The organism is Parageobacillus sp. VR-IP, from assembly GCF_013357975.1.
Classification (GTDB): Bacteria; Bacillota; Bacilli; order Bacillales; family Anoxybacillaceae; genus Saccharococcus; species Saccharococcus caldoxylosilyticus.
The window spans coordinates 402,461-428,625 of record NZ_JABVYQ010000004.1 but is presented as its reverse complement, the minus strand read 5'-3'; the positions used below and the strand labels follow the sequence as shown (position 1 = coordinate 428,625).

Sequence of the window (26,165 nt, the reverse complement as noted above, 5' to 3'; positions counted from 1 at the left end):
TCCACATCTAAATTGCATCTTTTTCGCTTGATTAATGAAGTATTTCTTGAATAAACGAGCTATGGTATAGTGAAGTAGGGGGATAAATGATGATCGAATATGTGATGATCGCTTTGGCCGTCCTATCTATTTTTCTCTTTATTGTTTCTTTTTTTGACAAAGATGAAATAAACCGTCTTGAAGAACAAATCGACCATCTCACCATTTCGCTGGCGCAGGAAACCTATCAAATCAAAAAACGGCTGCAAGTGTTGGAAGAAGAATTGCTTATTCCGCATGAGAATGGATCGAACGCCATGCCTATCCGCCATGATAGGCTGCTTTCTTCTTCCCAAAAGCGCGTGCTGTTTCTTTACAAACAGGGACTCTCTCATGAACAAATCGCCCGCGAAACCGCCCTTACAACGGAAGAAGTACGCATGATTTTAAGGGGACTGGCACGATGATGACGAAGCAAACGATACGCTCCATCGCTCTTGGAATGCTATTTGCTACTTCCGTTATTGGCGCTGCTTACTACACGGAATCCGACACGTTAACAACGACAAAACTTCATGAGTCACTGAAAAAAGAAGGGCTGATTGCGATAAGTGAATCAGAATATAAAAAGTTAAAAGAAGCAGCTAAACAGGATAGGACTCCTTCTGTTTCAAGCAATCCACCTTCATCCAAAACCGTATACGTTTACTTGCTTACGATTCAAAAAGGTGAAGCGCCAAACGACTTCGCGCAAAAATTAGAAGATGCCCATATTGTTCCCGATGCCGATACATTTGTAACCTATTTAGAAACACATGGGCTAACCCGCGACGTTCGTGCCGGTACTTACAAAGTACATAGCGGTATGAGTTATGGAGAAATAGGCAATCTTATCACGAACAAATCCGATAAAAATGGAGTTATTCCCTAAAACAAGGGAATAACCCCATTTACGATGTTTATCCAAATCGTCCTATAATATAATCTTCTGTTCGTTTATCTCTCGGATTGGAAAACAATTGACGCGTATCTCCAAATTCGATTACTTCTCCGTTTAGAAAAAATGCAGTTTTATCCGAAATACGTGCCGCTTGCTGCATGTTATGAGTAACGATAATAATGCTATAGTGTTCCTTCAACTGTTGCATCAGTTCTTCCATTTTTGCTGTTGACACTGGGTCTAATGCAGAAGTAGGTTCATCCATCAAAATAACATCCGGTTCGAGCGCCAAACAGCGGGCGATGCATAACCGTTGCTGCTGTCCCCCTGAAAGCATATGTGCATGCTCATGAAGGCGATCTTTTACCTCATCCCAAAGTGCTGCGGCACGTAAACTTTTCTCGACAATGTCATCTAACGTACTTTTATTTCGTATCCCATGAATGCGTGGACCGTAAGCAACATTATCATAAATGGATTTAGGAAACGGGTTTGGTTTTTGGAAAACCATTCCCACATGCATCCGTAACTCTTCTACGTGGTAAGAAGGATCAAAAATATTACGGCCGCGATAAATAACTTCGCCAGTAATGCGGACATTTGGCAATAATTCAATCATTCGGTTTAGCGTCTTAATATAAGTGGATTTTCCGCAGCCAGATGGGCCGATAATCGCCGTAATTTCTTTTTCATAAAAAGATAAGTGAATATTTTTTAAAGCATGATGCTCTCCGTACCATACATTTAGTTGGTTTGTATGATATACCGTCTCCTTTTTCGCGGTTTCTCTTAATATATTCATATGAGTTCGTTCCATTGCTACCGTTGCACCCATAAATGTCTCCCCTTTTATTTTTCTATAAAAAGGTAAAACCCACCTTTGATTCGCTATCGCTTTCACAAAAAACGTTTCTATCACTTGCTTAATAAACCTTCTAAACTTAGGATAAATCGAAACTATTAACAATGTTTTAATTAAATGTTAAGCCTTTGTTAAAAGAAAAAAAAGAAGGCACCGTACGGAAAGTGCCTTCTTTTCCTGATATTTATTAGTTGTTATTCATTTCTTCCGTGTTTGTCTCTGTGTTTCCGCTTGTTGTATTGTTTGCAATATTTCCTTTTGCTCTCTCGGCTTTCAGCTTAAAATACGCATCTAAAATTCGTCTGCCGATTCTATCGTTAATGCCGTCGCTCTCTCCTTGCGTCGCCCAAGGAACGACAACGGCAAACGCCACTTCCGGATTATTATACGGAGCATATCCAACTAATGTCAAATTATATGTTGGATCATTTCGTCTGCTTTGGATCGGTCCGTCATAAAATGCTTCCGCTGTTCCCGTTTTGCCAGCCGGCTTATATGGCGCATTGGCGAAATATGCATACGCTGTTCCTTTCGGCATCTGCATCACCCGGCGGAATCCTTCCTGCACCCGTTTAATATACTCTGTCTTCATATCGATCCGATTCAATACAACCGGTTCAAATCGCTGGACAATCGGCCCCAATTCCTTTGCATTATCCGTCGCCTTGCGAATCTCTTTGACAATTTGCGGCTTCATCCGATAGCCGCCGTTGGCAATGGTTGATACATATTGCGCCATTTGCATCGGGGTGTACATATCGTATTGGCCTATGGCAAGGTCTAGCAATAGCCCCGCTCCCGTTGCTTTTCCTTGAAAGCCGCTGAGCTCGTTTGGCAAATCAATTCCCGTCTTTACTCCAAGCCCGAATTGGCTAAAATACTTGCGAATGGTCGTGAACGCTTCCGGATTAACGCTTAATGACCGATGTGGGCGATACTTCCCGCCGCCGATGGCGATCGCCGTTTTAAACATATACACGTTCGAGGAACGCTGCAGCGCGGTCAACTCATTGATAGTCCCCATCGTCTGCCATGATTTTTTAGGGGGCGTTCCTTTGATATATAATGGTTCGTCAACGATGTAAGTATTCGGATGCAATACTCCTGTTTGAAAGCCCGTCAGCACCATCGCTCCCTTGACTGCTGATCCCATGGCATAAGCGGAGGTGATGTTGCCAATAGCATAATCAACAAATTGTGTTTTTCCATGTTCATCCTTTGTGAGCAGTTTTCCAGCCATGGTTAAAACTTCTCCCGTTTTCGGATTCATCATCACCACAAACGCCCGATCAAGCAGCGGGGATCGTCCCTTCCGCTTTGTTGCCATGATTTCTTCTTCGATGATTTTTTCCACCTGCTTCTGAAGTTCGATGTCGATCGTCAGTACAAGATCCTTCCCGCGCTCTCCATTATATATTTGCTCTATCGAAGTCACATTGCCGGAATTGTCCACGATATTTTTGATTTTTGCCTTTTTGCCATGCAAGACATCCTCGAATTGCGCTTCAAGGTAGCTTTTCCCAACCCGGTCATTGCGGCTGTAGTCACGTGCCAGAAAATAGTCGATCCGTTCGCGCGGAATTCCTTCACCATCTTTCGTCACATTGCCGAGTACAGAACGAAACGTATTTCCATATACATAGTGACGGTCCCAGTCGACAGTCGTATTTACTCCTGGCAATTCCTCTAAATGCTCACTCACCACTGCATATTCTTTATCTGTTACATGATCATTTTTCACCGTCTGCGGCGTTAGTGCATAGCCGCTGTCCATTTCATGTTTGATAGCGATGATTTCCAATTCTTTTTTTGTAATTTCAGCTAAATCAGCTGGCGTAATGCGTTTTAATGTCAGCTCATACACTTTTTTATCGATTTCCTTCTGCGACAATCCTTGTTGTTCGAGCTTTTTCCGCTCTGCTTTACTTACTTTTTTTTCCGCTTTCTCTTTTCGTGTCAAAATCCAATAGTCTTTCATGTCGCGTTCCGTTACTTTATCAACCGGTTTGTCGATATATTGCGCCAGCTTGCGCGCCACTTTCAGTGTATCTTCCGGTGTCGTTGTCTTCGAACGCGTATAGGTGATCGCTTTTCTCGGGATATTATCTACGATCACCTGATGATAGCGATCGTAAATTTTTCCACGCGGCACCGGCGTGCTGACAATTTCATCTTCCGTGCGCTCGGCCTCCTTCCGGTAGTCTTCTCCATAAACAATCTGTACGACACCGAGCCGTAAAATAAGCGCCGAAAACAGCAAAAACACAACAAAAAAAAGAATATTTAACCGAAACGGCACTTGCGCCCGTTTTTTCTTTTTCAACCCGCTTCCTCCTTTTCCTCGCCCATTTTCTTCTTATATTGTAAAAGAAACAGGCCAACTTTTCTAGAAAAAAAAACATGGCACAGGGGGCTGCCTATGCCGGGGAGCCCCCTTCTTCATTAGTGAACTTTGGCTGCAGAAACGATCGCCTTGCTTCCTCTGTTTCGTGGTCATCAAAATGAATGCGGCGGATAAAAAAGTAAATAATGAAATGCCCCGCTCCAAGTATTAACATTAAAATCGGAATTCCCGTTTTTTCCTCGAAAAAGGTGATCGTCGCCAAAAACGACAGAATGGATACAATCCGGCCGCCGTTTAAAAACAATTCACGGACGACGATATACTCAATCCGCATTTCCGCCGATTTCCAGCTTCTCCCTATTACATCAAACGTTAATGACGAATACGGAACGAGCAACAACGGATAAGCAATGGCGATCGTGACCGCATACAAAATTAAGCGCGGATAAGAGACGTGAAAAACGATTAGAAAAATGGCGACATATAGCAATAAACCGCCGCATAAAATCGCTTTTTTTCGATATTTCCGTTTCATCAGCCGGGAAACAACGTAATAAGCAATGAATGAGGTTAGCGAGTTCACAAAGCCAAATTTCCCCAATGCCAACTCGCTTTTCGAAGTAATATACACTAATACGGAAATGACAAAGACAAATGTTCCTTCACGCAACCCTTGGAAAAAATGAGCGTTTGTAATTAATCTCCAATTTTGATTATAATTCCGCTCTTTTAAAATGCGAAGAAACAAATAGTTTCCATCTGCCGGTCGCCGATGCAGAAAAAAGCTTAAAATAACGGCAATGATAAACAGGATGAGGGAAATGGAAAAGATCAGCGTATATCCCCGCGTATTGGCTAAAGAAGAAATAATATAGCCGGCAGCGATTGGTCCAATCATTCCGGCCATCGAAGTAAGAATGCCGAAAAACCCGTTAAAAAAATCACGAGTTTCCGGTTCGGTAATTTCAAATGTTAATACGTTAAAGGCAAGCCAGTAAAATCCATACCCGATCCCTAAAAGGGCGCCTAGCAAAATCAAGTAATCATGAGCACGACTGCCGACAAGCAAAACAGTAATAAAAAAAACCGCTAAAAACGATACACCTAACCGCAATACAATAATGCGGTCAATTTTTTTTGCCAATTTTCCTGCGAAAACAAACGTTATCGGCTGCAATGTAACAACTGATAAATTGTATAGTGCCAAATCACGAAACTCTCCAGACTGTTTCCATAAATACACATTGACAAACGTATTGGAAAGGGAAACGCTCAATGCATAAAATCCGCCGATGCATAGCAGCAGCACTAAATCCCGCGTAATTTGTTCTTGACCAGTAATTTTTTTGATGATTGCCATGGTAAACTCCCCTTTTTCGTCTAAAGGGTAGTGTTGCAATTTTTCACTGTTCTATGCATCGGGGATGGGAAAAGGAAAAAATCGCTATCCTTTGCAAAAACAAAAAAGATTGGGCTAAAAGTTTCCTTTTAGCCCAATCTGTGTACTTCAGCAGTTCATTATTTCGCTTTTGCTTCGCTGTAGCGTTTTGCCACTTCGTCCCAGTTGACAATGTTCCAGAATGCAGCAATGTATTCCGGACGGCGGTTTTGGTATTTCAAGTAGTAGGCATGTTCCCAAACGTCCAGGCCAAGAATTGGAGTTTTTCCTTCCATTAATGGAGAATCTTGGTTTGGCGTGCTTGTTACTTCAAGTTCGCCATTGTTCACTACAAGCCAAGCCCAACCAGAACCGAAGCGAGTCGCAGCTGCTTTTGTAAATTCTTCTTTAAATGCAGCAAAGCTGCCAAATTTTTTATTAATAGCCTCTGCTAGTTCGCCTGTTGGCTCACCGCCACCGTTTGGTGAAAGAATGGTCCAGAATAAAGAGTGGTTAGCGTGCCCGCCGCCATTATTGCGAACCGCTGTGCGGATGCTTTCTGGAAGTGCTTCCAAATTGCTGAGCAATTCTTCAAGCGATTTGTTTTGTAAATCCGGATGGCCTTCTAAAGCGGCATTTAAGTTTGTTACATAAGTGTTATGGTGTTTTGTGTGGTGAATGTTCATGGTTTCTTTGTCAATGTGCGGTTCTAACGCATCATAAGCATAAGGTAATTGCGGTAATTCAAAAGCCATACTAACTCCTCCTTTTTTGTTTTTATGTACCTGAACGCAAAATAGTATAACCATTATGCGTTCGTTTAAACTTAGCTTACCAAAACTGCCACAATGTTTCAATTTATTTGCTTATAGCTCCCATTGCTTAACAAACTTTACACATTCTCTTAACAAAATATTAAAAATAATTCGTTACATTGGGGGATGACCAGATTTCATACGGATAAAGGAGCGAATAAAGAATGAAACGGCATAAACAGACCTGGCCGAAGTTTTTCTCACTTCCATCTACAATAAATAATGTGCGTTTCACATCGTTTTCCTTGATCAGCTGCCGGAATCTACAGACCATTTTAGTATTCGTCATTGTTTTTATCACGTGCATCTCTCCTCGATGATCGCTTATATCGGTTATGAAAAAAACAAACAAGTTGTCATCCGCTCCATCGAACAACAAATGCAGCTGTCCACCAAAATAATGATTGAAAAAATTTCAATGTTAAAGTCTTCAACTACCAATATGGATTGCTGCAAACGTTTAAAGTATGACCAATGTTTGTCCTAGGAACCAAAACGTTCCTAGGAGATTTTTTTATTGCCTGCGTCTTTAGTTGAATTATCAACGCGCACAATATACAATGAACATGGAGAACAGGAAGGGTGTGTCAAGAATGAATATGTTTGTGCAGCTATGGAAAAGTTTATACTCGCCGAAAGATATCGCACGTTTTCGCTTTCAAGGAATCGGAAAAACGATTGGATATGTATTTTTGTTAACCTTTCTTTCCATCTTGCCGACGTTCTATTACTTAACCACTTCTTTTGTGGAAGGAATTCGCAATACAAGCGCTCTTTTAGAAAATGACCTTCCTTCGTTTACGATTGAACACGGTCAATTGCATTCTTCTGCAAAAAAACCCATTCATATTGATCAGCACGGTTTTACCATCATTTTTGACAGCACCGGCCAAGTCACAAAAGAAGACGTAGAAAGCTTTAGCAACGCCATCGGGCTTTTAAAACATGAAGCTGTATTAGTTGCTAATCATCAAGTACAATATTATAGCTATTCAACGTTTCCAGATATGAAAATAACAGATGAAGATATCCATTCCTTTATCGAAACCATGCAGTCACTGCTGCCTGTTTTCATCCCACTGTCGTTGCTCATAATTTATTTATTCGCAAGCGCAAGTAAATTTATCGGCATCTGTATCCTTGCCTTCTTCGGATTAATTTTGTGCAGCACTCTCGATAAAAAACTGCAATACCGCCATACTTGGATTATGTCGGCATATGCCGTCACTTTATCAACGGTGTTTTTCACCGTTATGGAGGCGTTGCAAACGGTTGTGCCATATGCTCCATTTATTCATTGGTTCGTCTCGATTGTCGTGCTGTTGTTGGCGATCAAAGAAGTTCCTTCAGCAAAACCGCAAAACGAATAAGCCACTATCGCTTCCGATAGTGGCTTTTTTATGCAACATTGCTCATTTTCTTTTTGGTTGTTCTTCGGCGATTCCCTGTAAAATAGCGCTGCAATGCAGCGGACGCAAAACGAGCGGTAATATTAAACAAAAGAACCATCATCACTAATATCGCTGCAGATTTCGCTGCAATGATTTTGGCATCTGGAACAATTCCCTCTGAATTTAATTTCCAAATGTGTACGGTTAACGTTTCTGCTGGTCGAAAAACATTCAATGGGTGTGCTTTGCTTGATAAATCGGCAGCAAAGTTTAATAACGGCGTTGTCAAGCCTGCCGTATAAATTAACGCAGCCGCCTCGCCAAAAATTCGTCCCGCCGCTAAAATAACCCCTGTCATTATTTGCGGGAGAGCGGACGGAAGAATTACTTTCATTAACGTCTGCCACCGCGTCGCTCCCAACGCAAGACTGCCTTCTTTTATGCTCGAAGGAACATCTAAAATCGCGTTCTCACATATACGCGTCAATCCAGGCAAATTTAATATCGTAATCGCCAACGCGCCGCCAATTAACGTGTAGCCCCATCCTGTTAGCGTCACAAACGCCAATAAACCAAACAATCCAACGACAATTGATGGGAGAGACGCCATCGTTTCGATGCACAGCCGAACAAAGTTAAGCATTCTCCCTTGTTTGGCGTATTCCGCCAAATAAATTCCTGCTCCTAATCCCAATGGAACAGAAATCAATAACGTAATGACAAGCATATAAAGCGAGTTAATAAGCTGCGGACCAACTCCTCCCCCTGCTTGCGTGTTGCTCGGTTTTCCAAATAGAAAATCCGGCTGCCAAAATCCCCAGCCTTTCGACAAAACCGTCACAAAAAAGAAGATAAGCAAGCTAATGACGAATGCAGCAATGACATAGAATATACTTGTCCAAACTTTATCAACCACTCTCGATGTCATCTTATCGTTCCCTTCTTTGCCCGATCATTCGTATAAGCACAATAAAGAAAAAGGAAATAAACAACAAAATCATCGCCAATGTCCACAACGCATCGTTCCAAGCAGTACCGTTTATCGTATTAGCCATATCCATCGTTAAAGTTCCTGTCAGTGTCGCTGTCGGACTATATAATTCTGAAGGGAGTTTCACCGTGTTTCCGATTACCATTTGCACCGCCAATGCTTCGCCAAACGCTCTCGCCAATCCAAGGACGATACCTGTTAAAATTCCTGTTCGTGCTGCTGGAACGATCACTCGGCTGATCGCCTGCCATCTCGTTGACCCAAGTCCGTATGACGCTTCTAAGTAAGAAAACGGAACGCCACTAAGCGCATCTGACGCGATGCTTGTTATAGTAGGTAAAATCATAATGCTTAATACGATAATTCCAGCTAACAAACTAAATCCTACTCCGCCGAACCATTCACGAAGAAGCGGAATAAGAAGAGTAACACCTAACCATCCGTAAACGACGGACGGAATGCCGACAAGCAGCTCTAAAACAGGTTTTAGTACGGCTGAACCGAATTTTGGAGAAATAAAATTCATAAAAATAGCAAGGGCGATCGCAATCGGTGTGCTTAACAACACCGCTCCAATGGATACGAGCATTGACCCGACGATAAAAATAACGGCGCCATATTTTGGATGCGAATCACTCGGCTTCCATTCTGTTGAAAACAGCATTTCCTTTAGAGAAATTCCGTTTTCTGTAAATGACTGGATTCCTTTTCCGCAAATAAACACAATGATCAAAAGGGTAGTAATAACGATCAATAGGCCGCAAAAAGTGACTAGGATCCTTCCGATATATTCTTTTTTCCAATAATTCAGCCTTCTTTTCTCTTTCATCCTTCCGTCACCTCATGAAGAATAAGACTGGCCAAACGATGTAGCCAGCCTTTAATGGAATTACTCTAATTCGGACATAGGAATGTAGCCCATTTCTTTTACTTTCGAAGCAAATTCTTCGCTTTTCACGTAATCGATAAATCCACGCACGGCATCTTTCGGCTCGCCTTTGGTAATCATGTATTCATAAGACCAGAAAGGATACTTTTCCGTTTTAATATTTTCGATCGTCGGTTCTACTCCATCGATTTTTAGCGTTTTTAAATCTTTATTTTCGCCGATTAAGTACGACATCGCAACATAACTAATCGATCCTGGCGTCGAGTTAATCGCTTGTTCGACAGCGCCATTGGAATCTTGAACAGTTCCAATCGCTTCATTTATTTTTACGTCTTTCATCACCGTTTTTTCAAAAGTAGCACGTGTTCCAGAGGAAGCAGGACGATTAATGATGTTAATTTTTTCGTCTTTTCCGCCAACATCTTTCCAGTTTGTAATTTTTCCAGAGAAAATATCTTGAATTTGTTTTACTGTTAAGGAATCGACATTGACATCTTTATTCACTACAAGCGCAAAAGCAATTCCTGCTACTTTATGATCAATGAGCTCTCCTGCTTTCGATTTATCTTCTAATTTTTCTGCAGATGGAACATCTGAGTTTCCGATTTGTACAGCACCAGCGGTAACTTGGTTAACGCCTGTTCCGCTTCCTCCTCCTTGTACAGTAATCGAAACATCAGGGTATTTTTCCATAAATTGATTTGCAGCCTCCTCTGCAAGCGGTTGAAGAGCAGTGGATCCAGCTAGCGTAATCGTTCCAGAATACGATTCTTCTTGCTTCGTGTCTGTATTTCCGGCATTTTCCTCTATTGTGTTATTCGCTTTTCCACACCCCGCAAGCATCCCCGTTATTAACAATGCCGCAATTCCAAATTTCATGGATTTTTTCCACATTATCGATTGACCCTCCTATTAGTTTCTATTGCCCTGTACAAGTTCATTGTAAAGGAGGAGTTTTATGCCTTTATTAAGCAAATGTTAAGTTTCCGTAAAACGGGCCACCATATTTTACATATTTTTTTGGGGACAAGCATACATAGTTACTAACAACGTGTTCATTGGAGGAATCATGCGTGAAAAAAGCAATCATTGCCTTCGTCCTGTGTCTTTCCATCTATATCATTTATCATGATGTAACAACTGGAACATTGATCACCTCCACGGGAGCAACAGCAGCGCCTGAATATGCGGCATCCGGAAAAACAAACGTCCATATCCCGTATCAAACGGTGACCGTCAAACCTGGAGATACACTATTGTCCATTATGGAAAGGCAGCAAAACGGACCGCTCCCTGTTCCCATTGACAGGGCGATCACCGATTTTGAAACGTTGAATCCAGGTGAAAAAGCACAAGCATTACGAATTGGAAAAAAATATAAAATACCGGTATATAAACGATGAACCTTTCCCACCTTCATTCCATGAAGAGGCGAGAGTTTCTTACTACCCCATCGAAGAAGCTTCTGCATAGAAAAAGGCGGTCTCCTTCTAATCAATGCCTGCATTGGAAGTCTTCCTGATGAATAGCGAATTTCTTGTCAAGTGACGATAAACATTGTTACAATAATTCAGAAAGCGACATGAACTTGTTTCTTAAAGGAGCGAATTTACGTGGGTGAAATTATTCATCGTTCAAAAACTCGTCCCGTTCGCGTTGGCAATTTAACGATTGGCGGCAACAACGAAGTTGTCATCCAAAGCATGACGACGACGAAAACGCACGACGTCGAAGCGACCGTCGCCCAAATCAAGCGGCTGGAGGAAGCGGGCTGCCAAATCGTCCGCGTCGCCTGCCCGGATGAGCGTGCGGCCAACGCTATTCCGGAAATTAAAAAGCGCATTAACATTCCGCTGGTGGCGGATATTCATTTTGACTATAAACTAGCCCTGAAAGCGATTGAAGGCGGAGTCGATAAAATCCGAATCAATCCCGGCAATATTGGGCGCCGTGAAAAAGTGGAAGCTGTTGTCAAAGCAGCAAAAGAGCGCGGTATACCGATCCGCATCGGCGTCAATGCCGGTTCATTGGAAAAACGAATTTTGGAAAAATACGGCTATCCTACGGCAGACGGCATGGTCGAAAGTGCGCTATACCATATCCGCATCTTAGAAGAGCTCGATTTCCACGATATTATCGTATCGCTAAAAGCGTCGGATGTGCGGCTGGCGATCGAGGCATATGAAAAAGCGGCGCGCACGTTTGATTATCCGCTCCATATCGGCATTACCGAATCCGGTACGCTATTTGCCGGAACGATCAAAAGCGCCGTCGGGCTCGGCGCAATTTTAAGCAAAGGAATCGGCAATACGATCCGCGTCTCGCTTAGCGCGGATCCGGTTGAAGAAGTAAAAGTGGCAAGGGAAATATTAAAAGCGTTCGGTTTGGCATCGAATGCAGCGACGCTGATTTCCTGCCCGACATGCGGACGCATTGAGATCGACTTGATCAGCATTGCCAACGAGATTGAAGAATATATTTCGAAAATAAAAGCGCCGATTAAAGTAGCAGTGCTGGGCTGTGCCGTCAATGGACCAGGGGAAGCCCGCGAAGCAGATATTGGCATCGCTGGAGCGCGCGGCGAAGGTTTATTATTCCGCCATGGCAAAATTGTTCGCAAAGTTCCAGAAGAAAAAATGGTCGAGGAGCTGAAAAAAGAAGTGGACAAATTGGCGGAAGAATACTTTGCCAAACAACAGCAAAAAGCTTGACGCTTAAAGCGCCAAGCTTTTTTGTTAACTATAAAACGGCATGATGAACAGGCGGACGATAATCGCTACAATTCCAATCCCGATGGCCCATGCACCCAGCGTCTCGGCACCGCGCCGGCGTGCAATAAAGCCGACAATAATGCCTGCTGCTCCTAATAAGACAGGCCAAATAAATAAGGAAATAATGGAAAGGGCGAGCGCTAGCCAGCCTAACCCTGCTCCATCGGCTTCTTCTTCGCCACGTTCATCATTGCGCCGAACTGGTTCGGCTATTTCTGCCGCCGTTTCTTCCATAAAGTCACGTTCTGGTTCATCTTTTCCAATCGATTGCACGTAGCTTTCGTTATACGTGCGTTCGCGGTCATCCACCATGTGCTTCCCTCGCTTTCCTAAAGTAAGGAGCATTTATTAGTATGAAAAGTTTATGCAAAATTATAGATGTGAATATTTTCTATAGATGTTAAAATGATTGAGGCTATCGGCGGCAAACCTTTGCTTCGGCAAACAAGCTCTTTTGCCGATTTTATCCACATTCCTACGGTTTTATTTTTAGGGAGGCAGAAACGAACATGAAAAAACGGCTTGGAATTGATATCGATGGAACCGTTACTTGTCCGAGCACATTTATTCCATATTTAAACAAGTCTTTTCAAAAAAATTTAACGCTAAAAGATATCACCCAATATAATTTAGCTCCTCTGTACGATACAACGGAAGAGGAAATGGACCGCTGGATGGAAAAATATGAAGCCATGATTTACGAACGCGCCCCGTTGGCCGAGCATGCGCTGGAAGTGATCAACAGCTGGAAAAACAAATATGAGCTGTTTTATATCAGCGCGCGCGGCAGACATTTATATGACTTAACGGAGCAATGGTTTCAAAAAAACGGCGTCCATTATCATCATATCGAATTGATCGGCTCTCACGACAAAATTGAAGCAGTGAAAACATATCGCATTTCCGCCTTTTTTGAAGACAAATACGATAACGCCTGCGATATCGCCGAGGCATGTCAAATCCCCGTTATTTTATTCGATACGCCATATAACCAAGGCCCGCTTCCAAAGCAAGTCATTCGCGTCAAAGACTGGTTGGAAGCAAAACAGCATGTAGAACGGCTTTTATCAACATAAAGAAAAGGGATATCTCTTTTATGTAGAGATATCCCTTTGACATTCTGGGCATTTTCCATATATTTCAAATTTATGATCGGATATTTGATAACCTGGCAGCTGCTCAGCCAGCTCATCCATCGGGCAGGAGGAAATTTCCTTTGTTTTGCCGCATTGCACACAAATAAAATGATGATGGTGATGATGGGTATCACACGCGAAACGAAAATGTTTCTCCCCTGACAACTCCGTCATTTCCAAAATACCAAGTTCTACAAACAGTGATAAATTGCGATAAATCGTATCAAAACTTAATCCCGGATAATCATCGCGCAGCGCCTCCAGCACATCTTTGGCCGTTAGATATTTATCCGTGTTGGCAAATAGCTGCAGCATATCTTTCCGCTTGTCTGTATGTTTAAATCCTTTTTCCTTTATCAAGCGAATGGCTTGTGCGACATTCATCCTTTCTTATCCCCTTTTCCACTTGTTCCACATTAGTGTGGCAAGCAAAATGAACACAGCAAGCATCACAATCGTGCCGCCAGGAGCCAAATCGAGCTGATAGGAAAGCAACAGGCCAACAACGACCGATATTTCTCCAAATAAAACAGAGTAAACGATCGCCTGCTTAAAGCCTTTGGCAATGCGAATGCTCGCCGCCACCGGAAGCGTCATCAACGAAGAAATAAGCAAAACGCCGACAATCCGCATCGATGCAGCGATCACCAGCGCCACCAATACGATAAATATAAAATGAATCAGCTTGGCGCGAATCCCGGAAATGACCGCATATTCTTCATCAAATGAAAGAAGAAACAATTCTTTATACAACAATAAAATCATGGCAGTTACGAGGCAGGCGATGGCAAATATTGTCCATGCGTCCTGGCGGCTAACAGCACTAACACTGCCGAACAAATACGAAAACAAATCCGTATTAAAGCCGTCTGCCAGCGAAATAAAAATGACGCTAAGGCCAATGCCTCCTGAAAGAATGATCGGAATTGCCAGTTCCTGATAATGTTTATAGACGGCCCGCAATTTTTCAATAAAAAGCGAACCAAGGACAGAAAATCCCATTCCGATATAGAGCGGATTCCAGTTTGTAAAGTAAGGAAAATTTTTGCCGAGCAGTAAACTAGCAGCAATACCGGCAAGCGTCACATGGCTGAGCGCATCGGCAATAAGCGACAGACGCCGCACTACAATAAACACGCCAAGAAGCGGAGCAGCAAATCCAATTAATAATCCCGCAATAAATGCGTTGCGTAAAAATTCATATTGCCATATCGCTTCAAACATCGTGTCATTCCTCCATCAGTGCTGATGAGAAAGCACATGAAGCGAATGCCCGTAAAATTTCGATAATGCGTCTTCCCCGAGCTTTTCAAATTCTTCTGCTTTCCCATGGAAATATAAATGCTTATTCAAACAAGCAACGTGCGTTACTTTTTCGGTAATCGTTCCAATATCGTGTGTGACAAGAATAAGGGTAATGCCAAGATGCTCATTCAACTCTTCAAGCATGTTGTAAAAACTTTGCACGTGGTGAACATCGACACCAACCGTCGGTTCATCTAAAATAAGCAGTTCCGGTTTGCTGACAATCGCCCGGGCAATAAAGACACGCTGCTGCTGGCCGCCGGATAATTCGCCAATATTCCGTTTGGCAAACGCGCTCATGCCAACTGCTTCAATCGCTTCCGACACCGCTTGTTTATCATTTTTCGTAAAAAAACGAAACATTCCTCGCTTCGCGGTCAACCCGCTCGCCACCACTTCATAAACAGTGGCAGGAAATCCACTGTTAAAACTGTTGGCCTTTTGCGAGACAAAGCCGATCCGATGCCAATCTTTAAACGATTCAATCGGCGTTCCAAACAAAGAAATATGGCCTTGCTGCGGCTTTAACAAGCCTAATACGCATTTTAATAACGTTGATTTTCCTGAACCGTTTGGACCGACTAGCCCTAAAAATGCACCTTTTGGCACGGTTAAATTAATATCTTCTAATACATTTTCTTTTTCATAACGAAACGATACATGTTCCATTTTCAGGACATATTCTGTTTTCATCACGTTCTCCCCTGCTAATTCATAATAATTACGATTTAGCTACGAACGTAGTATAGCCGATGGAACGCCGTTTGTAAACATTAATGAACGAGCGATTTAAACCGCGCTTCTCTTACTTTATGTTTATTGACGATGGATGCGAAAGCGCCAACAAAAATAAAACTGAGACGATAAATAACATAGCTAAACGGTCCCTTTTTATGCTGTTTCTGTGCCAAAATACCACGGTTTCTTTTTTCTTTTAGTATACCATACACTTTCCGTCTCTTCATTTCATATGATGCATAGCAAAAGAGGAGGCGTTAAAAAATGAACTTTTATCAGCAGCTCGTTCAACAAAAGCTCAAAACGATTACTCCGGAAGAATTGGTGTCATATAGCCGTGACTACAACATCCCGCTCACGGTCGAACAGGCAAAAAAAATTCTCCATATCGCCCGAACGAATAAAATCAATGTGTTTGACCCGCAAGAAAGAAAAAAATGGGTAAAAGAGCTGGCGAAAATTACATCGCCGCAAGTGGCGAAAAAAGCAAATGAGTTATTTTTAAAATTCGTCAATAAAAAATAAAAGGGCACTATTTTTGCCCTTTTACTTTTCTTCTATAATTTTGCTTAACATGTCTTCATCAAATGCTTGCGCGCGCAGCATGGCAATTTCGTATTTGTACGGCGGCTTTTTATGATTTTTGTCCTCACCGACATACGGTGTCTCTAAAATTTTTGGAATATCGTCAAGCTGCGGGTGGTGAACAATATAATTTAACGCAGCAAAGCCTATATGCCCAAAGCCGATGTTTTCATGACGGTCCTTCCGGCTTCCGCGCGGATTTTTGCTGTCGTTAATATGCAGCACTTTGAGCCGCTCAAGTCCAATAATGCGATCAAATTCCTCTAATACGCCGTCAAAATCCTCGACAATGTCATAGCCGGCATCATGCGTATGGCATGTATCAAAGCAGACAGACAATTTTTCGTTATGTGTAACGCCATCGATAATTTGCGCAAGCTCTTCAAAGCTGCGGCCGCATTCCGAACCTTTTCCCGCCATCGTTTCTAGCGCGATTTGCACCGTTTGCTCGCGCATCAATACTTCGTTTAATCCTTCAATAATTTTACGGATACCGGCTTCCGGCCCCGCTCCGACATGCGCTCCCGGATGCAGAACGATTTGTTTGGCGCCAATCGCTTCTGTCCGTTCAATTTCTGAGCGCAAAAATTCTACGCCAAGTCGAAACGTATCCGGGTTTTTCGCATTGCCAATATTAATGATATACGGAGCATGAACGACAATTTCTTCAATGCCATGCGCTTTCATATGAGCACGGCCTGCTTCAATGTTGAGCTCTTCAATTTTTTTGCGCTTTGTATTTTGCGGCGCCCCGGTATAAATCATAAACGTATTTGCTCCGTATGAAACAGCTTCTTCACTTGCCGCAAGCAGCATTTTTTTTCCACTCATCGATACGTGTGAACCGATTTTTAACATTCCCCTTCTCCCTTTCCGTTACATCATTACCGTTTCTTTAAGCGGCGCAACCGCCTTTTTTGTTTTTCTATTTCAGCAAGCAATTTTTTCTTATATCCCGGTTTCACTTGCTTCGGCTTTTTCATCTGCGCCAAAAGCGGTGCAATCTCGCCATCTTGCCTAGCCCGCTTGCTCCGCCGGTTCCAAGGCGGCAAATCGACCCATTCGCCGCGCACAAGATCGCGGTGTTGAAACTCGATCCCCATTTTTTCTAATTTGGTAATCGCATCTTGATCGGACGGCTCATAAATGGTTGCCGCAATGCCGGTGTAGCCGGCGCGTGCCGTGCGTCCGACACGGTGAATATAAAACTGCAAATCACGCGGCAGCTCATAGTTGATGACGTGGCTCACTCCCTCAATATCAATGCCGCGCGCCGCTAAGTCAGTCGCGACAATATATTGAAATTCTAAATCGCGAATTTGTTTCATCATTTTTTTCCGCTCACGCGGCGACAGACCGCCATGTAAAACCCCGATTTTTAATCCCTTTTCCACTAAGCTGTCCGCCAATTCGTCAGCCATTTTTTTCGTATTTGTAAACACGATTGCTAAGTACGGGTTATAGGCAACGAGCATATCGTACAGCAGCTTCACTTTGTCACGGCTGCGAAGCGGCACAAGAACATGTTCAATCTTTTCTGCTGTCACCTGTTTTGGCGCAACATGAACATATTTCGGGTTTTCCATATATTTTTTCAAAAACGGCCTTAATTTTTCCGGAATCGTCGCCGAAAAAACAAGCATTTGCAACTCTTTCGGCATGCGCGCCGCAATTTGGTCCACATCGATGATAAACCCCATATCAAGCATTAAATCGGCCTCATCGACAACCAGCATCGTCGCCGTGTGCACATTTAAGGCTTGCTCGCGAATAAGATCATTAATTCTTCCTGGCGTTCCGACAACAATATGCGGCTGTATTTTTAGTTTTTCCAGTGCTTTTTGCTTATCGGTTCCGCCAATAAAACAACGCGCCGTAATTAGCCGGTCGCTTGGACAAAATTTTGTGATTTTTAGCACTTCATGATAAATTTGCGTCGCCAGCTCGCGCGTCGGCGCCGTAATCACCGCCTGCACCGCCTCGCGCTCCGGATCAATCTTTTCGATAATAGGCAATAAATAAGCATGGGTTTTCCCTGTCCCCGTCTGCGACTGGCCGATGACGCTTTCCCCGCGAAGAATGCTTGGAATAATGCGTTCTTGAATTTCCGTCGGTTTATAAAAACGAAGCTCTTTAATGGCTTCCATAATAAACGGCTGAAAGGCAAAACGTTCAAATTGCGTTTCCTTCATTCACCATTACTCCCTTCTGCTCCGACTTTGCCGAAAGCCGAATAACTCGATTTATCATTATATCTAATTTTTGCGCGGTACCGCAACTTAAGACGATCAGAAGAAGAAAAAACATTTCCCGTTTTTCCGCATACTTTATGAAAGAGAATACTCTCTTATTTTAGCCTAGAAAGGAGGAAAATGAGATGATCTACAACCGGCCACCGATATTTCCTTCTTCCCCGATGCCACGCTCTTTTTTAAGGATGCCGCCTTCTTCCTTTCCTGCCATGAGAACACCCGCTCCCCGTCCTGGATTTGGCGGCTTCCTATCGCGCTTATTTTCAAGAGGGCAGCCGATCGCTCCTTCATCCCCGTGGATATCGCCAATGATGCAGAACGCCGTCGCTAGCACTGGCGCCGGCGCAAACACAGGCGGAGGATTTCTCGGAATGTTGACGAATGTGCAAAAAATGCTTGGCATTGCACAAAACGTCATGCCAATGGTGCAGCAATACGGCCCGCTAATTAAAAATCTTCCTGCGATGATCCGCATATGGAAAGAATTAAAACCGGCGGATGAAGAAGAAAGTATGGAAGAGAGCAAAACGGAAAAAAACAAGAAAAAAACAGCGCCCTCAACCAAAAAACGGACCGTGCCAAAAGCAGAGAAAACAAATGAAAACAAGGGGGCAGAATCGGAAAAAACGCCAAAACCATCCACCCCGAAGCTATATATCTGAAACGTAGTTATTCTTTGTATTCCCCCTTTTTCTCCGATATAATGTAAAGGAAAGCAATTGTTTTATATGCCGAATTTAGGAGGAAACAAAATGGAAGTGATCAAAATTACCCCGCGCGGCTACTGCTACGGGGTTGTCGATGCGATGGTCATCGCAAGAAACGCCGCCTTAGATCCAACGCTGCCAAGACCGATTTATATTTTGGGAATGATCGTTCACAATAAACATGTTACTGATGCATTTGCCGAGGAAGGAATTATTACGCTAGACGGAGAAAACCGGCTAGAGATTCTAGAAAAAATCGACAAGGGGACCGTCATCTTTACCGCACACGGCGTATCGCCTGAAGTGAAAAGACGTGCGCGCGAAAAAGGGCTGGTTACGATTGATGCGACCTGCCCAGACGTCACCAAAACGCATCATTTGATCCAAAAAAAGCTAGCGGACGGCTACGAAATTATTTACATCGGCAAAAAAGGACATCCCGAACCAGAAGGAGCGGTGGGAATTGCCCCGACTCGCATTCATCTTGTTGAAACGATCGAAGATGTAGAGCGTCTGGCGATCAAAAGCGACCGCATCATGGTGACAAACCAAACGACGATGAGCCAATGGGATGTTGCCGATATTATGGAAAAAGTAAAAGAAAAATACCCACATGTCGAAATGCATAAAGAAATTTGCCTCGCCACCCAGCTCCGTCAAGAAGCGGTGGCAGAGCAAGCGAAAGAAGCCGATGTCACAATTGTTGTCGGCGATCCGCGCAGCAATAACTCCAACCGCCTCGCCCAAGTATCGGAGGAAATTGCCGGTACAAAAGCATATCGCGTTGCTGATGTAACGGAAATTGATATTAACTGGATTAAAGACGCGAAAAAAGTCGCTGTTACCGCTGGTGCTTCCACCCCTACCCCGATTACAAAGGAAGTCATCGACTTTTTAGAGCAATTTGATCCAAACGATCCGACGACATGGAAACGGGAACGAAACGTACCGTTGCAAAAAATTTTGCCGAAAGTAAAAGCAAAAAAAGAAACGAAGCAATGAAAACAAGGCTGGCCCAAGCAACGCGGGGCCAGCCCTTTGTTTTACACAAAGGTAAACGGATCGGTATGCACTTTGGAGATATAAACATCCGCTGCAAACTGCCGTTTGGCAAACTCTGCTTCTAAAAAGCGGGCGACGCCTTGTTTCATCACTTTCTCGACATTATGGCCTGGATCTACAATATTTAACCCCAGCATCATCGCATCATGCGCAACATGGTAATATACGTCTCCGGTGACGTACACGTCCGCGCCAGCCGACTTAGCCTGCGAAATATACTTGTTTCCGTCCCCGCCAACGACTGCCACTTTTTGTATTGTATCTTGCAGGTTGCCGACAACGCGGACAGCTGAAACGTCCAACGTTTTTTTCACATGCTCGGCAAACTCGGCAAGCGTCATTGCCGATGACAAACGGCCAATTCTTCCTAATCCGAACGCTTTTCCTTTGTTTTCAAGCGGATAGATGTCATATGCCACTTCTTCATACGGATGAGCCTGTAGCATCGCTGATATAACTTTATGTTGCAACGAGGCTGGAACAATTGTCTCGATACGCACCTCTTCTACTTTTTCCAGCTCTCCCGCCTTTCCGATAAACGGATTGGCTCCTTCTAAAGGCAAAAACGTGCCAATGCCGTGGCTATTAAACGTACAATGGCTGTAGTTGCCGATATGGCCCGCCCCCGCGTTGCCGATCGCCTCCCGAACAAGATCGGCATGCGTCTTTGGAACATAAACAACCAATTTTTTCAGCGCTTCTTCATATGTTGGAACGAGCACCTCTACTTGCTCCAATCCTAGCGCTTCCGCTAGCCAGTCATTGACTCCTCCGTTGGCAATATCTAAATTCGTATGGGCAGCATAAATAGAAATATTATGTTTTAGGCATTTTTCTATCATGCGACCTTGCGCCTGATCGGTAACGAGCTGCTTTAATGGCCGGTAAAGCGGAGGATGGTGGGCGATGATGAAATCGACTCCTTCGGTGATCGCTTCATCGATGACTTCCTCCAACACGTCTAAAGCGACCATCACTTTTTTCACCGGTTTATTTAACGTTCCGATTTGCAGACCGATTCTGTCGCCTTCCATTGCCAGATGTTTCGGAGCGAGCCGTTCCAACAGTCCGATGATTTCATAACCGTATGGAAGTTTGTTCACTATAATGCCTCCTCTACAAGCTTGATTTTTTCTTCCAGCTCCCTTTTTTTGGCCAGCGCAGACTCCGTTTCTCCCTTTTCAGCCAGTTGACGGACGATCCGCTTCCATTGTTCCAATTCATGACGCCACTTTTCTAAAAACACATCATTTTTTTCCTTCAGCAAAAACGGACCTAATAATAGTTCTGCCTTCATATCGACATATGGCTTTTTTCCATCGCCTTTTTCAGCCACGAGCACTTCATAAATTCTCCCATCTTCTTTTAAAATTCGTTCGGCAATCAGCTCCCAGTCGTTACTCATCATCCATTTGCGCACGATATCGGCCCCGACATTCGGCTGCAAAATAAGCCTTTTTACACCGGAAAGCTTATTTTTTCCGGCTTCCAAAATATTCGCAATCAACGTGCCGCCCATTCCGGCAATCGTAATGCAATCGACTTCGCCAGGAGCAATCACCGCTAAGCCATCCCCTTTCCGTACGGAAATGACATGCGAAAGCCCCGCTTTTTCCACTTGCTGTTTCGCTGAACGTAGCGGGCCATCCGCTACTTCTCCTGCTACTGCCTTTATAATATATCCATGCAAATAGGCATAGCACGGCAAGTAGGCGTGATCGGAGCCGATATCAGCAAGCGTCGCCCCTTTTGGAATGAAAGAAGCGACAGTTTCAAGGCGCTTCGACAGACGAAATTCATTCATCGTTGCTTTTCACATCCCTTTTCTTCTGTGTATTGTACCACAAACAAAAAATCCCTTCACCTAAGGCAAAGGGATTTTTTGTTTATTTGAGCTTAGAAAGCCATTTTGCCATTTCATCCGCTTTATCCGCCGGAACAAGGCCTGCAGGCATATTGCCACGACCATGCTCAATGACGTCTTTAATTTGGTCAAGCGAAAGCCGTTGACCAACTCCTTTTAATGACGGACCAACCCCGCCTTCATAATTTTGCCCATGACAGCTGCTGCAAGTTTGTTGATAAAATTTCTCTGGGGTGAACTCTGCGGTTTGTTCGGTTTTCTCGCCGCCTTTTTTCTCTTTTGCGAGCTCTTTCGCATCACCGAGCCCTTTAAATGAAAGACCAAGAGTAAGTGCGATCCCGAACGCCATAATGATAAAAAACGGGATTAACGGGTTTCGATTCATCTCTTTTTACCTCCCTTATGTATGACCATTGTTCGAAAAATAGAACCGCTACAAACAATTTTATTTTACTGTAAATTATCGCGGAGGAAAAGCCCTAATCTGATTATCCATGGCAAAATCGCCGCATTGAAAAAGGCTAAAACAAAAGAAAAGCAATTAAAATGCCCATCCCAATTATACCCGATAGAAGAAAATAAAGTAAGCGAAACTGTTTCCCCATCCATATCCACAATAAACAATTTATGGAAATGGTTAATGCCGTAACCACTTTTTGTTTCGGAAAATAATATTCACCGATTTTTATGGATGCAATAAGGAAAATAAACGCGCCGCTGATGAGCGGAATATGAAGAATATTCCCTTTTCCCTTCCACAGCCGTATAGCGACAAGGCATAGAAAGAAAAAAAGGGCGTAAAGGAGCATTTGCAAAACGAATGACAATTCAGTAAAATAAATGACAAGAGTACTTGCTGGTAACAATAGACAAATCATTCCCGCAAGTAGAAAGGTGAACACCGTTCGTCGTCGGTCTGAACCCCGACCATGCGGACGTTTTTTATCATCACCTTCCGTATATAATGCCAGCAAGTAATTGCAATATTGCTCTGGGAGGAGGCGAGAGCGCTTCCAATATTCAATTTCCCGCACAATAATTTCACGTCTTCGTTCGTCCATGCACATCCGCCTTTCGAAAAGAAAAAGAAAAAAGAAAAAAGAAAAAATAGTTTACTTCTCAAGGGATATGAAGAAGTAAACTATTGTAGAAAAGATTACTCTAAAAAGTCTTTCAGCCGTTTGCTGCGGCTTGGATGGCGCAACTTGCGGAGCGCTTTTGCTTCAATTTGACGAATACGTTCGCGGGTGACACCAAATACTTTTCCAACTTCTTCTAGCGTCCGTGTTCGGCCGTCATCTAGCCCAAAACGCAAGCGCAAAACGTTCTCCTCGCGGTCAGTAAGCGTATCTAACACGTCTTCGAGCTGTTCTTTTAGCAGCTCATACGCCGCGTGCTCGGATGGAGATGTTGCTTCCTGATCCTCAATGAAATCGCCTAAATGCGAATCGTCTTCTTCGCCAATCGGTGTTTCGAGAGACACCGGTTCTTGGGCAATTTTTAAAATTTCGCGTACTTTTTCCGGAGTCAAATCCATTTCCTCAGCAATTTCTTCCGGAGTTGGTTCACGACCAAGATCTTGAAGCAATTGCCGCTGCACGCGGATCAGTTTGTTAATCGTTTCAACCATATGCACCGGGATGCGGATCGTCCGTGCCTGATCGGCAATGGCGCGCGTAATCGCTTGGCGAATCCACCATGTTGCATAAGTGCTGAATTTATATCCTTTACGATAATCAAATTTTTCGACGGCTTTAATTAGCCCCATGTTTCCTTCTTGGATTAAATCGAGAAACAGCATTCCGCGGCCAACGTAACGTTTGGCGATGCTGACAACAAGGCGCAGGTTAGCTTCTGTCAAGCGGCGCTTTGCTTCCTCGTCGCCTTGTTCAATTCGTTTCGCCAGCTCAATCTCTTCTTCGGCAGACAAAAGCGGAACGCGGCCAATTTCTTTTAAATACATGCGTACAGGGTCGTTAATTTTAACGCCAGGAGGAACGGATAAATCATTTAAATCAAATTCTTCTTCTTTTTCTAAGTCATCGATATCAGGATCTGCTTCTAAATCAGATTCGCTAATGACCTCGATTCCTTGATCAGCCAGATATTCGTAATATTCGTCCATCTGATCAGAATCAAGATCAAAGCCAGACAAGCGCTCAGCGATTTCTTCATATGTTAAAATACCGCGCTTTTTGCCGAGCTCTGTTAGCTGTTCTTTTACTTGCTCAAGAGTTGCATCCGCATCGGCTTGTTTAGAACGGGCTGGTTTTTCAGCCATTTCACTACCTCCTTTTAAAACTTATACCACCATGTTATGAAGAAGATAACATCTTTTTCATATCAATAATTTCTTTGGCAATGCGCGCAGCAGTTAAAAAATCCTTTTTTCGCTCTGCTTCCGTCTTTTCTTGTTCTTTTTCTTTTAGCATTAACCATTTTGGATAATTCAACACATGTCTTATATAATCATTCAGTTCCTGATCGGAAATTTCATCCGTGATCAATAATAGCGACAGCTCGGTTGCCAGCGGCTTCAAATCATCAGGAAGACGCGAAATCAGCAAGCTGACATTCGGTTCATTTCCTTCCTCGTAAAAAGCATAAATATAAGCGGCAATCGCTCGGTGCTCTTCGAGATTGAATCTGCCCGCGATCTTTTCCTGGACAACCATCGCTACATCGCGGTTTTGCAGCATATGGGCAAGCAGCATTCGCTCCGCGTTTTGAAATGCAGGGAGAAGCTTTTTTTGCAGCAGCGGTTTTGGTGCTGCTTCCCGGTCTATATGATCAGAATGCTTGACTGTGTCTTTATAGCGGTTTAACTGCTCCTGCAAGGCGGACAGCGAAAGGGAAAACTCATCGGCCAACTGCCGTAAATAGTAATCCCACTCAATCGGATTCGGCAGCTTGCCGATTTCGCGAAGCACTTCCTCAATATAACGGATTTTATCATTCTCGTTCTGCAAGTTTTTTCCCCTGCGGAAATACATCATTTTAAACGTCATCAGCGAGCTGCTAGCGTCAATAATATCACGCTGAAACCGCGCTGCACCATATTTCTTTATATATTCATCCGGGTCGAGGCCATCAGGAATTGTGGCGACTTTCACATGGCAGCCTGCATCCGCCAACAGCTTTGCGGCGCGGAATGTCGCTTCTATTCCCGAAGCATCGCCATCATAGCAAATAATGACTGTATCGACATTGCGCCGAAGGATGCGCGCATGCTCTTCCGTCAACGCTGTGCCCATCGTTGCCACCGAATGGGCAACTCCTGCCTGTACGGCAGAAATGACATCAGCGAATCCTTCCAATAAAACGGCTTCTTGATGCTTTCGAATATGTAGGCGCGCTTGATGAAAATTGTATAAAATGCTCCCTTTATGGAAAATCGGTGTTTCCGGGCTGTTTAAGTATTTCGGCTGACCTTCCCCAAGCAGCCGGCCCGAAAAACCGACAGCATCTCCGTGATGATTATGAATGGGAAACATGATGCGGTGGCGAAAACGATCGACATAGTCGCCGTTTTCTTTGCGAATGATCAACCCTGCCTTTTCCATCAGGCTGGGTGAAAAGCCGCGCCCTAGCAAAAGTTTGACAGCGAAATCGCGTGAATCAGGCGCATAGCCGATTTCAAACTGATCGATCATTTCCCTTGTCCATCCACGCATTTGTAAATAATCAAAAGCTTCCTGTCCTTCCTTTGTATTGACAAGCAAATGATGGTAAAATTTTTTCAAAAGCGCATGCGCTTCGATCATCATTTTTGTTTCGCCTGCGTCGGTGCGACGGTGCTTATCAACGTCGTCCAACTTGAAAGCGGACAAATCCACGTTTGCCTTTACGGCCAGCCGCTGGACCGCTTCAATAAAGGATAGACCTTCTATGTCCATTAAAAACGAGAATACATTTCCGCCAGCACCGCAGCCGAAACAATGAAAAATTTGTTTCTCTGGAGAAACCGAAAACGACGGGGTCTTTTCCCCATGGAACGGACATAACCCAAAATAGTTACGTCCTTGTTTTTTCAACTGGACGTAATCGCTAATCACATCGACAATATCGATGCTACGGCGAATCGCTTCAATCGTTTCTTCGGGAATACGGTATCCCATATGAACAGCTCCATATCTTATTATTCTCGGGTCTATGT

30 protein-coding genes are annotated in these 26,165 nt (G+C 43.6%); 9 read left to right on the top strand and 21 right to left on the bottom strand.

Translation table 11 applies throughout. From position 1 onward, the window contains the following. The first annotated feature begins 89 nt into the window (after window positions 1-89). Window positions 90-446, top strand: a complete 357-nt coding sequence (locus HT574_RS12795; RefSeq protein WP_175244909.1) for a hypothetical protein — start codon at window positions 90-92, stop codon at window positions 444-446. Beyond that, window positions 443-910 carry an endolytic transglycosylase MltG gene (locus HT574_RS12790; protein ID WP_175244881.1) on the top strand — a complete coding sequence of 156 codons (468 nt, stop codon included), beginning with the start codon at window positions 443-445 and terminating at the stop codon, window positions 908-910. The genes HT574_RS12795 and HT574_RS12790 overlap by 4 nt, the downstream gene beginning before the upstream one ends. A gap of 28 nt (window positions 911-938) precedes the next feature. Here HT574_RS12790 and pstB read toward each other — a convergent pair whose 3' ends face one another. The 4 genes from pstB to sodA form a co-directional block, all read right to left on the bottom strand. Beyond that, window positions 939-1,754 carry a phosphate ABC transporter ATP-binding protein PstB gene (gene pstB / locus HT574_RS12785; RefSeq protein WP_175244880.1) on the bottom strand — a complete coding sequence of 272 codons (816 nt, stop codon included), beginning with the start codon at window positions 1,752-1,754 and terminating at the stop codon, window positions 939-941. A 214-nt stretch (window positions 1,755-1,968) separates the two neighbouring features. Next, entirely contained in the window at window positions 1,969-4,104 is a 2,136-nt protein-coding gene (locus HT574_RS12780) for a peptidoglycan D,D-transpeptidase FtsI family protein (protein WP_175244879.1), read from the bottom strand. Between the two features lie 94 nt (window positions 4,105-4,198). Next, window positions 4,199-5,485: an MFS transporter gene (locus tag HT574_RS12775; protein WP_175244878.1), complete on the bottom strand. Its 1,287-nt coding sequence runs from the start codon at window positions 5,483-5,485 to the stop codon at window positions 4,199-4,201. A gap of 158 nt (window positions 5,486-5,643) precedes the next feature. Beyond that, complete coding sequence (gene sodA, locus HT574_RS12770) at window positions 5,644-6,258, bottom strand: superoxide dismutase SodA (RefSeq protein ID WP_017435080.1); 615 nt, start codon at window positions 6,256-6,258, stop codon at window positions 5,644-5,646. Window positions 6,259-6,911: 653 nt separating this feature from the next. On the opposite strand from sodA, the gene HT574_RS12765 reads away from it, so the two are divergent. Further along, window positions 6,912-7,688 carry a DUF1189 domain-containing protein gene (locus HT574_RS12765; protein ID WP_175244877.1) on the top strand — a complete coding sequence of 259 codons (777 nt, stop codon included), beginning with the start codon at window positions 6,912-6,914 and terminating at the stop codon, window positions 7,686-7,688. A gap of 28 nt (window positions 7,689-7,716) precedes the next feature. Here HT574_RS12765 and pstA read toward each other — a convergent pair whose 3' ends face one another. From pstA to HT574_RS12750, 3 genes are read right to left on the bottom strand one after another with little or no spacing between them, the layout of a single operon-like run. Beyond that, window positions 7,717-8,637, bottom strand: a complete 921-nt coding sequence (gene pstA, locus HT574_RS12760; protein ID WP_175244876.1) for a phosphate ABC transporter permease PstA — start codon at window positions 8,635-8,637, stop codon at window positions 7,717-7,719. Between the two features lies 1 nt (window position 8,638). Then, complete coding sequence (gene pstC / locus HT574_RS12755; protein ID WP_175244875.1) at window positions 8,639-9,529, bottom strand: phosphate ABC transporter permease subunit PstC; 891 nt, start codon at window positions 9,527-9,529, stop codon at window positions 8,639-8,641. 60 nt (window positions 9,530-9,589) lie between these two features. Then, the gene (locus HT574_RS12750; protein WP_217499510.1) at window positions 9,590-10,483 is read right to left on the bottom strand and encodes a phosphate ABC transporter substrate-binding protein PstS family protein; all 894 of its coding nucleotides are present in this window, start codon (window positions 10,481-10,483) and stop codon (window positions 9,590-9,592) included. A gap of 179 nt (window positions 10,484-10,662) precedes the next feature. Between HT574_RS12750 and HT574_RS12745 the strand changes: the two genes are divergently transcribed. Together HT574_RS12745 and ispG are read left to right on the top strand one after the other, a co-directional pair. Beyond that, a complete protein-coding gene (locus HT574_RS12745; RefSeq protein WP_175244874.1) occupies window positions 10,663-10,992 on the top strand; it encodes a LysM peptidoglycan-binding domain-containing protein in 330 nt (109 codons plus the stop codon). Between the two features lie 210 nt (window positions 10,993-11,202). Then, window positions 11,203-12,300 carry a flavodoxin-dependent (E)-4-hydroxy-3-methylbut-2-enyl-diphosphate synthase gene (gene ispG / locus HT574_RS12740; protein ID WP_175244873.1) on the top strand — a complete coding sequence of 366 codons (1,098 nt, stop codon included), beginning with the start codon at window positions 11,203-11,205 and terminating at the stop codon, window positions 12,298-12,300. A gap of 24 nt (window positions 12,301-12,324) precedes the next feature. Here the strand turns inward: ispG and HT574_RS12735 are convergent, their stop codons facing one another. After that, window positions 12,325-12,672 (bottom strand): hypothetical protein, encoded by a 348-nt coding sequence (locus tag HT574_RS12735; RefSeq protein WP_017435072.1) that lies wholly within the window; start codon window positions 12,670-12,672, stop codon window positions 12,325-12,327. 197 nt (window positions 12,673-12,869) lie between these two features. Between HT574_RS12735 and HT574_RS12730 the strand changes: the two genes are divergently transcribed. Further along, window positions 12,870-13,436, top strand: coding sequence for a nucleotidase (locus HT574_RS12730; protein ID WP_017435071.1), 567 nt, complete (start codon window positions 12,870-12,872; stop codon window positions 13,434-13,436). Window positions 13,437-13,454: 18 nt separating this feature from the next. On the opposite strand, the gene zur is transcribed toward HT574_RS12730, so the two are convergent. The 4 genes from zur to HT574_RS12710 all read right to left on the bottom strand — a co-directional run bounded on the left by zur (window position 13,455) and on the right by HT574_RS12710 (window position 15,751). Next, complete coding sequence (zur, locus tag HT574_RS12725) at window positions 13,455-13,880, bottom strand: zinc uptake transcriptional repressor Zur (protein ID WP_042406244.1); 426 nt, start codon at window positions 13,878-13,880, stop codon at window positions 13,455-13,457. A gap of 6 nt (window positions 13,881-13,886) precedes the next feature. Continuing rightward, a complete protein-coding gene (locus tag HT574_RS12720; RefSeq protein WP_017435069.1) occupies window positions 13,887-14,720 on the bottom strand; it encodes a metal ABC transporter permease in 834 nt (277 codons plus the stop codon). A 15-nt stretch (window positions 14,721-14,735) separates the two neighbouring features. Further along, complete coding sequence (locus tag HT574_RS12715) at window positions 14,736-15,494, bottom strand: metal ABC transporter ATP-binding protein (RefSeq protein ID WP_175244872.1); 759 nt, start codon at window positions 15,492-15,494, stop codon at window positions 14,736-14,738. An 80-nt stretch (window positions 15,495-15,574) separates the two neighbouring features. After that, complete coding sequence (locus tag HT574_RS12710) at window positions 15,575-15,751, bottom strand: hypothetical protein (RefSeq protein ID WP_155835547.1); 177 nt, start codon at window positions 15,749-15,751, stop codon at window positions 15,575-15,577. A 52-nt stretch (window positions 15,752-15,803) separates the two neighbouring features. Between HT574_RS12710 and HT574_RS12705 the strand changes: the two genes are divergently transcribed. Beyond that, window positions 15,804-16,064 (top strand): DUF2624 domain-containing protein, encoded by a 261-nt coding sequence (locus tag HT574_RS12705; protein WP_042406247.1) that lies wholly within the window; start codon window positions 15,804-15,806, stop codon window positions 16,062-16,064. 21 nt (window positions 16,065-16,085) lie between these two features. On the opposite strand, the gene HT574_RS12700 is transcribed toward HT574_RS12705, so the two are convergent. From HT574_RS12700 to HT574_RS20355, 3 genes are all read right to left on the bottom strand, one after another. Beyond that, window positions 16,086-16,982 (bottom strand): deoxyribonuclease IV, encoded by an 897-nt coding sequence (locus tag HT574_RS12700; protein WP_175244871.1) that lies wholly within the window; start codon window positions 16,980-16,982, stop codon window positions 16,086-16,088. Window positions 16,983-17,008: 26 nt separating this feature from the next. Beyond that, the gene (locus tag HT574_RS12695; RefSeq protein WP_175244870.1) at window positions 17,009-18,316 is read right to left on the bottom strand and encodes a DEAD/DEAH box helicase; all 1,308 of its coding nucleotides are present in this window, start codon (window positions 18,314-18,316) and stop codon (window positions 17,009-17,011) included. 190 nt (window positions 18,317-18,506) lie between these two features. Continuing rightward, window positions 18,507-18,728 (bottom strand): hypothetical protein, encoded by a 222-nt coding sequence (locus HT574_RS20355; protein WP_017435652.1) that lies wholly within the window; start codon window positions 18,726-18,728, stop codon window positions 18,507-18,509. On the opposite strand from HT574_RS20355, the gene vrrA reads away from it, so the two are divergent. Together vrrA and HT574_RS12685 are read left to right on the top strand one after the other, a co-directional pair. After that, window positions 18,655-19,038: a VrrA/YqfQ family protein gene (gene vrrA / locus HT574_RS12690; protein WP_309138300.1), complete on the top strand. Its 384-nt coding sequence runs from the start codon at window positions 18,655-18,657 to the stop codon at window positions 19,036-19,038. The genes HT574_RS20355 and vrrA overlap by 74 nt on opposite strands. A gap of 90 nt (window positions 19,039-19,128) precedes the next feature. Then, window positions 19,129-20,085: a 4-hydroxy-3-methylbut-2-enyl diphosphate reductase gene (locus HT574_RS12685; protein ID WP_175244868.1), complete on the top strand. Its 957-nt coding sequence runs from the start codon at window positions 19,129-19,131 to the stop codon at window positions 20,083-20,085. Between the two features lie 41 nt (window positions 20,086-20,126). Here HT574_RS12685 and HT574_RS12680 read toward each other — a convergent pair whose 3' ends face one another. From HT574_RS12680 to dnaG, 6 genes are all read right to left on the bottom strand, one after another. Beyond that, a complete protein-coding gene (locus tag HT574_RS12680; RefSeq protein WP_175244867.1) occupies window positions 20,127-21,248 on the bottom strand; it encodes a Nif3-like dinuclear metal center hexameric protein in 1,122 nt (373 codons plus the stop codon). Further along, complete coding sequence (locus tag HT574_RS12675) at window positions 21,248-21,949, bottom strand: tRNA (adenine(22)-N(1))-methyltransferase (protein ID WP_175244866.1); 702 nt, start codon at window positions 21,947-21,949, stop codon at window positions 21,248-21,250. Before HT574_RS12675 ends, HT574_RS12680 begins: the two co-directional genes overlap by 1 nt. Before the next feature lie 82 nt (window positions 21,950-22,031). Continuing rightward, window positions 22,032-22,394 carry a cytochrome c550 gene (cccA, locus tag HT574_RS12670; RefSeq protein ID WP_042406260.1) on the bottom strand — a complete coding sequence of 121 codons (363 nt, stop codon included), beginning with the start codon at window positions 22,392-22,394 and terminating at the stop codon, window positions 22,032-22,034. Window positions 22,395-22,530: 136 nt separating this feature from the next. Next, entirely contained in the window at window positions 22,531-23,070 is a 540-nt protein-coding gene (locus HT574_RS12665; RefSeq protein ID WP_175244865.1) for a hypothetical protein, read from the bottom strand. A 95-nt stretch (window positions 23,071-23,165) separates the two neighbouring features. Next, the gene (gene rpoD, locus HT574_RS12660) at window positions 23,166-24,290 is read right to left on the bottom strand and encodes an RNA polymerase sigma factor RpoD (protein WP_175244864.1); all 1,125 of its coding nucleotides are present in this window, start codon (window positions 24,288-24,290) and stop codon (window positions 23,166-23,168) included. Between the two features lie 34 nt (window positions 24,291-24,324). Continuing rightward, window positions 24,325-26,127, bottom strand: a complete 1,803-nt coding sequence (gene dnaG, locus HT574_RS12655; protein WP_175244863.1) for a DNA primase — start codon at window positions 26,125-26,127, stop codon at window positions 24,325-24,327. Window positions 26,128-26,165: the final 38 nt, after the last annotated feature.

Coding starts and splice junctions, on each gene's coding strand:
- pstB (WP_175244880.1), bottom strand. CDS start 1,754: ATGGGTGCAACGGTAGCAATGGAACGAACTCATATGAATATATTAAGA.
- HT574_RS12675 (WP_175244866.1), bottom strand. CDS start 21,949: ATGAATGAATTTCGTCTGTCGAAGCGCCTTGAAACTGTCGCTTCTTTC.
- HT574_RS12765 (WP_175244877.1), top strand. CDS start 6,912: ATGAATATGTTTGTGCAGCTATGGAAAAGTTTATACTCGCCGAAAGAT.
- HT574_RS12730 (WP_017435071.1), top strand. CDS start 12,870: ATGAAAAAACGGCTTGGAATTGATATCGATGGAACCGTTACTTGTCCG.
- dnaG (WP_175244863.1), bottom strand. CDS start 26,127: ATGGGATACCGTATTCCCGAAGAAACGATTGAAGCGATTCGCCGTAGC.
- zur (WP_042406244.1), bottom strand. CDS start 13,880: ATGAATGTCGCACAAGCCATTCGCTTGATAAAGGAAAAAGGATTTAAA.
- sodA (WP_017435080.1), bottom strand. CDS start 6,258: ATGGCTTTTGAATTACCGCAATTACCTTATGCTTATGATGCGTTAGAA.
- HT574_RS12665 (WP_175244865.1), bottom strand. CDS start 23,070: ATGGACGAACGAAGACGTGAAATTATTGTGCGGGAAATTGAATATTGG.
- rpoD (WP_175244864.1), bottom strand. CDS start 24,290: ATGGCTGAAAAACCAGCCCGTTCTAAACAAGCCGATGCGGATGCAACT.
- HT574_RS12705 (WP_042406247.1), top strand. CDS start 15,804: ATGAACTTTTATCAGCAGCTCGTTCAACAAAAGCTCAAAACGATTACT.
- cccA (WP_042406260.1), bottom strand. CDS start 22,394: ATGAATCGAAACCCGTTAATCCCGTTTTTTATCATTATGGCGTTCGGG.
- HT574_RS12720 (WP_017435069.1), bottom strand. CDS start 14,720: ATGTTTGAAGCGATATGGCAATATGAATTTTTACGCAACGCATTTATT.
- HT574_RS12715 (WP_175244872.1), bottom strand. CDS start 15,494: ATGAAAACAGAATATGTCCTGAAAATGGAACATGTATCGTTTCGTTAT.
- HT574_RS12685 (WP_175244868.1), top strand. CDS start 19,129: ATGGAAGTGATCAAAATTACCCCGCGCGGCTACTGCTACGGGGTTGTC.
- HT574_RS12790 (WP_175244881.1), top strand. CDS start 443: ATGATGACGAAGCAAACGATACGCTCCATCGCTCTTGGAATGCTATTT.
- HT574_RS12735 (WP_017435072.1), bottom strand. CDS start 12,672: ATGGTGGATGACCGCGAACGCACGTATAACGAAAGCTACGTGCAATCG.
- pstC (WP_175244875.1), bottom strand. CDS start 9,529: ATGAAAGAGAAAAGAAGGCTGAATTATTGGAAAAAAGAATATATCGGA.
- HT574_RS12700 (WP_175244871.1), bottom strand. CDS start 16,982: ATGTTAAAAATCGGTTCACACGTATCGATGAGTGGAAAAAAAATGCTG.
- HT574_RS12750 (WP_217499510.1), bottom strand. CDS start 10,483: ATGTGGAAAAAATCCATGAAATTTGGAATTGCGGCATTGTTAATAACG.
- HT574_RS12695 (WP_175244870.1), bottom strand. CDS start 18,316: ATGAAGGAAACGCAATTTGAACGTTTTGCCTTTCAGCCGTTTATTATG.
- pstA (WP_175244876.1), bottom strand. CDS start 8,637: ATGACATCGAGAGTGGTTGATAAAGTTTGGACAAGTATATTCTATGTC.
- HT574_RS12775 (WP_175244878.1), bottom strand. CDS start 5,485: ATGGCAATCATCAAAAAAATTACTGGTCAAGAACAAATTACGCGGGAT.
- HT574_RS12795 (WP_175244909.1), top strand. CDS start 90: ATGATCGAATATGTGATGATCGCTTTGGCCGTCCTATCTATTTTTCTC.